The sequence below is a fragment of the Butyrivibrio sp. genome (genome assembly GCF_024699075.1).
Genome location: NZ_JAILQF010000201.1, coordinates 1 through 8,012, shown reverse-complemented (window position 1 = coordinate 8,012; position 8,012 = coordinate 1). Strand labels below are relative to the sequence as shown.

Below are 8,012 nucleotides of genomic sequence, written 5' to 3'. Positions count from 1 at the left end.
ATAATGCAAAGCGCCAGTACTTTTATATTTTTTTTGAAAGAAAAAAGATTCTGCAAAAAAGTCATATACCCTAGTCTCGTCTAAATCTGAAAGTGATACCACCTAAAGGTGATGGGTTATCTTGATCATTTTATATATTATTCAGCCGCAAGAATACTTCTTGCAACGCTTATTCCATTTGCACTTGCCTGCTGAAGGCCTCTTGTAACGCCTGCTCCGTCTCCTATTGCATGAAGACCCTTTATGCTTGTTTCGAAATTCTTATCTACAATTACTTTATTAGAATAGAATTTAACTTCAACACCATACATTAAAGTCTCTTCTGAAGCAATACCGGGAGTAACCTTATCAAGTGCCTGAATCATCTCGTCAAGATCGACCATGATCCTGTGAGGAAATACCAGTGACAGATCGCCAGGTACGGCATCCTTAAGTGTTGGAATAAGGTTATTTCTGCAAAGACGCTCATCTGTTGTACGTCTTCCACGCTTAAAATCGCCATAAGTCTGTACCAGTATCTTGCCACCACAAAGCATATTTGAAAGCTGTGCTATCTGTTTACCGTACTCAATAGGTGTATTGAAAGGCTTTGTAAAGTTCTTGGAAACAAGAAGAGCAAAGTTAGTATTATTGGTCTTGTATTCCTGAGCCTTATATGCATGTCCGTTAACAACAGCAAGATCGTTGTCATAGTACTCTGTAGCAACTTCTCCTGAAGGATTTGTACAGAAAGTACGAACCTTGTCATCAAATGTTGGTGTATGATAGATAAGCTTAGCTTCATAAAGGTTCTCATTAAGAAACTGCATTACTTCATCACGAACTTCAACCCTGACACCAACGTCTACTGTTCCAGGCTTTGTCTCAATACCAACCTCATGACACAGATCCTTGAACCAGTCTGCACCATCTCGTCCAACAGCGATAACTACTCTGTCAGAGAAGAAAGTATCGCCCTTTTCAGTAGTTACACTTGTAACCTGACCATTTTCAATGCCAAGTGAAGCAACAGGACTATTAAAAAGAAGATCTACGCCTACTTCTTCAAGATGCTTTTGTAAAAGACCATAAATCTTATAACCCTCTTCTGTTCCAAGGTGACGGATAGGGCACTCTACTAGTTTAAGGTCAGCATTAATAGCTTTCCTTCTGATCTCACGGATCTCTTTGGCTTTATCAACGCCGTATACGCTCTTATCTGCACCAAATTTAAGATATATCTCATCGGACTCATGTATAAGCTTTGTAGCTTCATCATAGCCAAGAATTTCAGGGAGATTACCACCAACGTCAGGTGAAAGTGAAAGCTTTCCATCTGAGAATGCACCTGCTCCAGCAAATCCTGTTGTAATAGAGCACGGCTGACAATGAGCACATACTCCTGTTATTCTCTTAGGACACTGACGCTTTTCTATGCTGCGTCCTTTTTCTATAAGAAGGATCTTCATGTCGGGCTTTTTCTCTTTGAGCTCATAAGCACAAAAAATACCGCCAGGGCCTGCACCGACAATGATAACATCATAATTTTTTTCCATAATAGAATCTCCTATCTGCCTTATCGCCTGTATTGATTAATTGCATATGCAAAAAATAAACGGCAAAAATGTTGCTAAAGTGCCATTTACAGGCACTTCTATAATACCACAAAAGACTATCCTTTGGGGCTTTTATAGCCAAAGGGCCGAATTATTATATTATATCAACCTGGGCTTCATGTCAAAACTTTAATGCTTTGTGAAAACATTTTATCCGAAGATAATGCGTCTTTTAAATAAAGAAAAGTAAATACTGATTAATTATGATTATGTAAAAAGCTTAAATTTTTAGCTCATTCAAAAAAGATGTTAAAAAATATCAACCTAAGTGATTAAATATATCACTATTATATTTATTTTTATGTGATAAGATAAGTTTTATCAAGTTAGATATTATAAATATAACATGACTATCCGATGTATGTATAAGAAACATCAAGAAATACGACTATAAATACCATGAATAATACATTTTCAGCGCAGATTATGGAGGAGCATCATTATTATGAAAAATTTTGAGAAGTACCAGAAACAGTATTTCATGCCACCAACATGTACTTACGATTGGGTTAAAAAGGACTATATAGACCATCCTCCAATCTGGTGCAGTGTGGATCTTCGAGATGGAAACCAGGCACTTATTGAGCCCATGAGCCTTGAAGAGAAGCTTGAATTCTTCACTATGCTCGTAAAACTCGGTTTTAAAGAGATAGAAATAGGTTTTCCTGCAGCATCAGATACAGAATTCGAATTTGCCAGAACTCTTATTGAGAAAAATATGATTCCTGATGATGTTACTATTCAGGTTCTGACTCAGGCAAGAGAGCATATCATCAAGAAGACCTTTGAAGCTGTTAAGGGCGCACCTCGTGCTATAATCCATCTCTACAATTCAACATCTGTAGCTCAGCGTGAACAGGTTTTCCATAAAGACAAGGATGAGATCAAGAATATTGCCATCGAAGGAGCCAAGCTTCTTGATAAGCTCACTAAGGAAACTGATGGAAACTTCTCTTTTGAATATTCACCGGAATCATTCCCTGGCACAGAAGTTGACTATGCTGTTGATGTATGTAATGCCGTACTTGATGTATGGAAGCCAACACCTGACCACAAGGTCATCATCAACATTCCTACAACTGTAGAAATTGCAATGCCTCATGTATTTGCTACTCAGGTTGAATATATTCACAAGAATCTTAAATACCGTGACAGCGTTACATTATCCCTTCATCCTCATAATGACAGAGGAAGCGGCGTAAGTGATGCTGAGCTTGGCGTACTTGCAGGCGCAGACCGTATCGAAGGAACACTCTTTGGTAACGGCGAACGTACAGGTAATGTCGATATAGTAACACTTGCCATAAATATGTTTTCACACGGAGTTGATCCACTCCTTGACTTCTCAAATATTCAGGAAGTTGGCGAGACCTACGAAAGACTCACAGGAATGCACATCCATGAGCGTACACCTTATGCCGGAGCCCTGGTATTTACAGCATTCTCCGGTTCTCACCAGGATGCCATCTCAAAAGGCTTCAACTGGCATATGGAAGGCAAGGATGACGGATTCTGGACAGTTCCATATCTTCCAATCGATCCTCAGGATCTTGGTAGAAAGTACGAAGGCGATGTCATCAGGATCAATTCCCAGTCCGGAAAAGGCGGCGTAAGCTTCATCTTAAAGACAAGATACGGACTTACTATTCCCAAAGATATGCAGCCTGAAGTCAGCTATACAATGAAGGGAATATCAGATAGAGAGCACGCAGAGCTTACACCTGAGCGTATCCGCGACGAGTTTGAATCCAAATACGTAAGAGGCGCCGGCGTATTCCAGATAATAGAATGCCACTTTAAACAAGGCGAGGGTATTCTTGCAGAGATCACAATACTTCATGGAGGCAAAGAGCATGTCATCGAGGCTTCAGGTAATGGACGTCTTGATGCTGTAAGTAACGGCCTTAAGCAGTATTTTGATATCTCATACGAGCTTTCAACATATGAAGAGCATGCTCTTACAAAAGGTTCCTCATCCAAGGCTATTGCTTATGTGGGAATTTCCAAAGACAACCAGACATATTGGGGCGTTGGTAATGATGAAGATATTATCCGTTCCTCAATCAATGCTCTGTGTGTAGCAGTTAATCAGCTCGAACAGATCAAAGAGCTTCTCAGCAACAAAGATGAGCGAATCAATGCGATCATCAATTATATACAGGAGAACTTCCTTACAGTTACACTTGAAGATCTCTCCCATAAGTTCTACCTCTCAAAGCCATATCTTTCCAAGTACATCAAGGAAAAGAGCGGCAAGACCTTTGGCGAGAACTTAAAACAGGTAAGACTTAAGAAAGCATCAGCTTTATTGAAGAATGGAAACATGAAGGTTGAAAGAGTTGCAGAAGCATCCGGCTACCAGAACGTAGAACACTTCAACAGACTCTTTAAGAAAAAATATGGTATGACACCTGTACAGTATCGTACAAGCGCAAGAAATTAAAGCTTAGCCCAAGATTTCAAAAAAAATCATAGGCCTCAAGTGAAAATCAAGAGTATTTTCAAAATCGGCCTATGATTTATTTTTTTTGACTTCTTAACTTCCTTGATACGAGCCTTATAACCGTAAAATCTCTGGCTTTTTCTATATTCTTTTACTCTAGAATATGATATAATTTGATTCGTTTAGGGGTTCGAAAAATGGAGGAACTAATGGAAAGACATTGGAAGATAGCATTAAAACTAGTAATCTCTATTACAGTGGCGATTGCCATTCTATGTAAAACAGGTGATACCTTTTCAGATTCTTTCAGCGGTCTTGGAGCCTTTTCTACTTTTCTCGGAACTATCGGAGTAATCATAATATTGGTGGGTATGATCTATACAGCCATAACCATATTTATGTTCTGCTTCATCAATGAGAATTTCGTCCTTTGGATTGATGGATTCCCGATGCCCTTTGTGATGAAGATAATTGCAGGATTTGCTGGGATATTTGTATGGGCATGGTTTGCAAGTTTTCTTGAACACCAGTTCGGCGGCAATATCAAATTGTTTGAAATCATATTACTGTTTGTGTATTATCCCATGTTCCTATGGATTGATTTGGGAATTTGTTTTATTGAAGAGCGCATCTGATGATAGAGGACGAGGGCTGTTCTTGAACAGCCCTCGTCTAATCATATCTATATAATATTATCTTGTTAAAATCTTCAATAATTCTTCACAACCTTCATACGTCTCATCATAGCAGGTCTGAAAATCGCGAGTATACCATGGATCTGATATCTCACCACTATCACCTATATAGCTCTTTAGAAGGTGAACCTTGTGTCCTATATCAGGGCCGCATATTCTGGCTATCTCTCTTACATTCTCATTATCAAATGCAATGATATAGTCCCAATTCCAGTATTCATCATGTTTGAGTCTTCTGGCTCTCTTCTTGCTGCAATTAATGCCATGCTCTTCTAATAGCTTTTTAACAGGCGGATAGACATGATTGCCTATCTCCTCTGTGCTTGTAGCAGCTGACTCTATAAGAAGATCAGCTTCAGTCCAGCCCTTTCTGGCTGCTATATCTCTTAATAAATATTCCCCCATTGGAGATCTACAGATGTTGCCGTGGCAGACAAATAGTATTTTTATCATAGATTTTGGCTCCTTATAATTCTGAGTTATTCCCTGTAATGCGCACCGTTACGGGATATAAATAGTGTTCATATATCACGGTGACAGAACTATCATATCACAGTTTGTGTAATAAATAGGAATATCTAGGAAAATCATGGATATCAAAAGTAGTCAAAAAGTAGTCAGTAGGGGTTTGTGATTCGGAGATATTCTGAGTAAAGAAAATGGTACCTCATACAAGATACCATTGGATTTTTAATTATGAATTTTTAAATATTTTGATATGATGAAAAGGAAATACTCTGATTTATCGTTCTAGCAAAAAGAGATTGGTTTCCCAATCTCTTTCCGGCAGCATAGACTGCATTCATTTTTCGTCTAGTTGAAGATCTGTCCGGGTAGTTTCAGCTTCGCCTTTTGAGGAAATCCTTTATCGAAATCTTCCACATCCTCATCACTCACATAATACCCCTCCGGAGTTTGATATACCCCGGTAATTTCATCAAGATATCCGGGGATCAGTTCCTTACAGAGAAAGAATGATGCATCTGCATCCTCCGGCAGATCATGATAGCGAATGCCAAACTTACTGGCATAGTCAAAACCGCTCTTGCCATAGAAACCGATGTTTCCTTCAAATAGAACCGCACCGAAACCCATCTCTGCTGCTTTTTTCAGCGAATAGTCTAGCAAAGCCTTCCCATATCCCTTTCTCTTCAGCTCCGGGATGATGCCAATCGGTCCCATCGTTAGCACATCGATCACCCTGCCGTCATCAGCCTCGATGATCGTCTTCATGAACATATTCTGTCCGATCAGACTTCCATCCTGTTCCATAACAAAGTCAAGTTCCGGAATGAATGCCGGATTATCCCTGAGCACATGAATCACATAATGCTCGGCACATCCCGGCTTATAAACGTTCCAGAATGACTCTCTGACAAGGTTCTCTACTGCTCTGTGATCTTTCTTTTCTTCTAAACGAATTGTATAGTCATTTTTATTCAATGTTTTTTACCTCCTGAAAACTTTTGACCAAAAGTTGCTTTTCAGCGGGAGGTTTGTTTAATTGTCAGCAAACCTCCCGGTCAGCCCACAATCTCCAATGTGTTGCGACGGAGCGAAGCTCCTAGTCCTTTAGGGTACTTTCTCAAACAGCACTCTCCTTAAATAATTTTTATAATCAAGCTCGTAAGCTTAATCATCAATTAAAAATCAAAAAATTATGATTTTTCTTTCTACTCATTAAATCTTTGTCTGTCTTTTGTAAGATTATCTTCCGAAATAACTGACTAACACAGCATACTGATAGGTGGATAAATTCCCATTTATTGAGTTCGTCTCTTTGCCATAGCTGTAAAGATGATCCGACCAGCGCACATCGAAAGGATTGTAACTATATTCCATATAACAACAAATACTCGGACCCCTTCCGGTACAAGAGTCAACAAATAAATGTATGCCACTGTAAGTATGGCTCCAAAAAGCAAATTGGGAATTCTTAATTTCGGCATATACTGATTAACAAGTTCCATATCGCTGACAAGAAAAATGGATCCCACAAACAGATAGGAAACTATTTCCCCTATATGAAGCGTCATAAATAACCATAACCCAATACAGAGGAATTCATTAGTCTCGCCAATAATCAAAATAATCCCAGCAGAGATCATAGCAAATAATGCATTTGCCATCAGCCCTCCATAAGCGGTAAGCACACATTGGATTGGTTTAAGTGTTTCCCATACTTCAGCATCTACCCCACCTGGTGTCGAAAAAAATATGTATGGCTTAACCTGTACCCTCCACCAATCTTTTCTCAAATTATATTTGTAATCCCATACTGCATGACCCACTTCGTGCAACCAAACAACCGCATATAAAACCATATATCCAATCAAAAAATATAAAATGTATTTCAAATTTCGATCCTCCTTCAATCCTGTCGTCTATTATCCTGAAAGTTAATCTATTCAGAAATACTGTAATTTTTCGCTTTAAGCAGTGTATAATTTTTACCAAACACTTCTTTACAGATTCTAAGTTCAAGCTCCTGCCTGTGTCTGAAATGCTCAAGCAAAGCATCGGTGCCTGACAATCCTTTTTCCTTAGCATAGGGAGAATTGTTAAAATATCCAATCATCAGTGGAAACCACATCTCGTTGCCCTTGTCGTCAGACCTCTCTTTCCTGATAAAGTCGATATTCGATGCTATATCACTGCTCTCAAGGTACAATATCTGATAATCTTTTCCGGCAAGAGCCTCTTTAACCTCCGCATAAAAATCAACAATTTCCTGATCACTCTTCTTTTGAAAAAGGATCATATCCTCAACAATGTTTTGAAAGAGGGAGCACTCAAAGATATATTTATTGCCGTTCCAATTATAAAGTCTTTTTAGGACAACCTCTTTAAAATTATCAGAATCAAGATTTCCATTGTAGATTTCATACTTCTCCAGATCCTTATGGAATCCGGGCATATCTGCAATAATCTTAGTGTAGCAGATGATCATGTGGGCACCTTCTTTAATGCTCTTTTCCTCTATTTCGCTACGGATGTCACTGTACCTTTTAAGAATGCCACTATAGGTTTCCTTATCCACATAAGCGCACCACGCCAACTCCACAGGCGAGTAGTCACCCTCGCAAATTGCTTTATAATCCGGATATTTCTCGGAAAGCCTCCTTACAAGAGTGCTCTTTCCGCTTCCCTGAAGTCCTTCTATAAAATAGTTCATACAAATCCTCCTTGTCATCTATGAATGTAAAGTCTTGTAGGCTCAGGTTCACCATCTCCCTGTGCCATACAGATGAACTCCCATCCATATCTCTCATAAAATCC

The 8,012-nt window shown here is 39.0% G+C and carries 7 protein-coding genes; 2 read left to right on the top strand and 5 right to left on the bottom strand.

Annotation, left to right across the window (positions count from 1 at the left end):
* Nucleotides 1-137: 137 nt before the first annotated feature.
* Nucleotides 138-1,535: an NAD(P)/FAD-dependent oxidoreductase gene (locus K6G87_RS08020; RefSeq protein ID WP_296835667.1), complete on the bottom strand. Its 1,398-nt coding sequence runs from the start codon at nt 1,533-1,535 to the stop codon at nt 138-140.
* 505 nt (nt 1,536-2,040) lie between these two features.
* On the opposite strand from K6G87_RS08020, the gene K6G87_RS08015 reads away from it, so the two are divergent.
* Entirely contained in the window at nt 2,041-4,038 is a 1,998-nt protein-coding gene (locus K6G87_RS08015) for a 2-isopropylmalate synthase (RefSeq protein ID WP_296835665.1), read from the top strand.
* A gap of 209 nt (nt 4,039-4,247) precedes the next feature.
* Nucleotides 4,248-4,673, top strand: a complete 426-nt coding sequence (locus K6G87_RS08010) for a hypothetical protein (RefSeq protein ID WP_296835663.1) — start codon at nt 4,248-4,250, stop codon at nt 4,671-4,673.
* A 57-nt stretch (nt 4,674-4,730) separates the two neighbouring features.
* Here the strand turns inward: K6G87_RS08010 and K6G87_RS08005 are convergent, their stop codons facing one another.
* The 4 genes from K6G87_RS08005 to K6G87_RS07990 all read right to left on the bottom strand — a co-directional run bounded on the left by K6G87_RS08005 (nt 4,731) and on the right by K6G87_RS07990 (nt 7,908).
* Nucleotides 4,731-5,186 (bottom strand): low molecular weight protein-tyrosine-phosphatase, encoded by a 456-nt coding sequence (locus K6G87_RS08005; protein WP_296835662.1) that lies wholly within the window; start codon nt 5,184-5,186, stop codon nt 4,731-4,733.
* Between the two features lie 360 nt (nt 5,187-5,546).
* The gene (locus K6G87_RS08000) at nt 5,547-6,176 is read right to left on the bottom strand and encodes a GNAT family N-acetyltransferase (RefSeq protein WP_296835660.1); all 630 of its coding nucleotides are present in this window, start codon (nt 6,174-6,176) and stop codon (nt 5,547-5,549) included.
* 320 nt (nt 6,177-6,496) lie between these two features.
* The gene (locus tag K6G87_RS07995) at nt 6,497-7,090 is read right to left on the bottom strand and encodes a hypothetical protein (protein WP_296835658.1); all 594 of its coding nucleotides are present in this window, start codon (nt 7,088-7,090) and stop codon (nt 6,497-6,499) included.
* Between the two features lie 47 nt (nt 7,091-7,137).
* Nucleotides 7,138-7,908, bottom strand: a complete 771-nt coding sequence (locus tag K6G87_RS07990; RefSeq protein ID WP_296835657.1) for a hypothetical protein — start codon at nt 7,906-7,908, stop codon at nt 7,138-7,140.
* Nucleotides 7,909-8,012 lie beyond the last annotated feature (104 nt).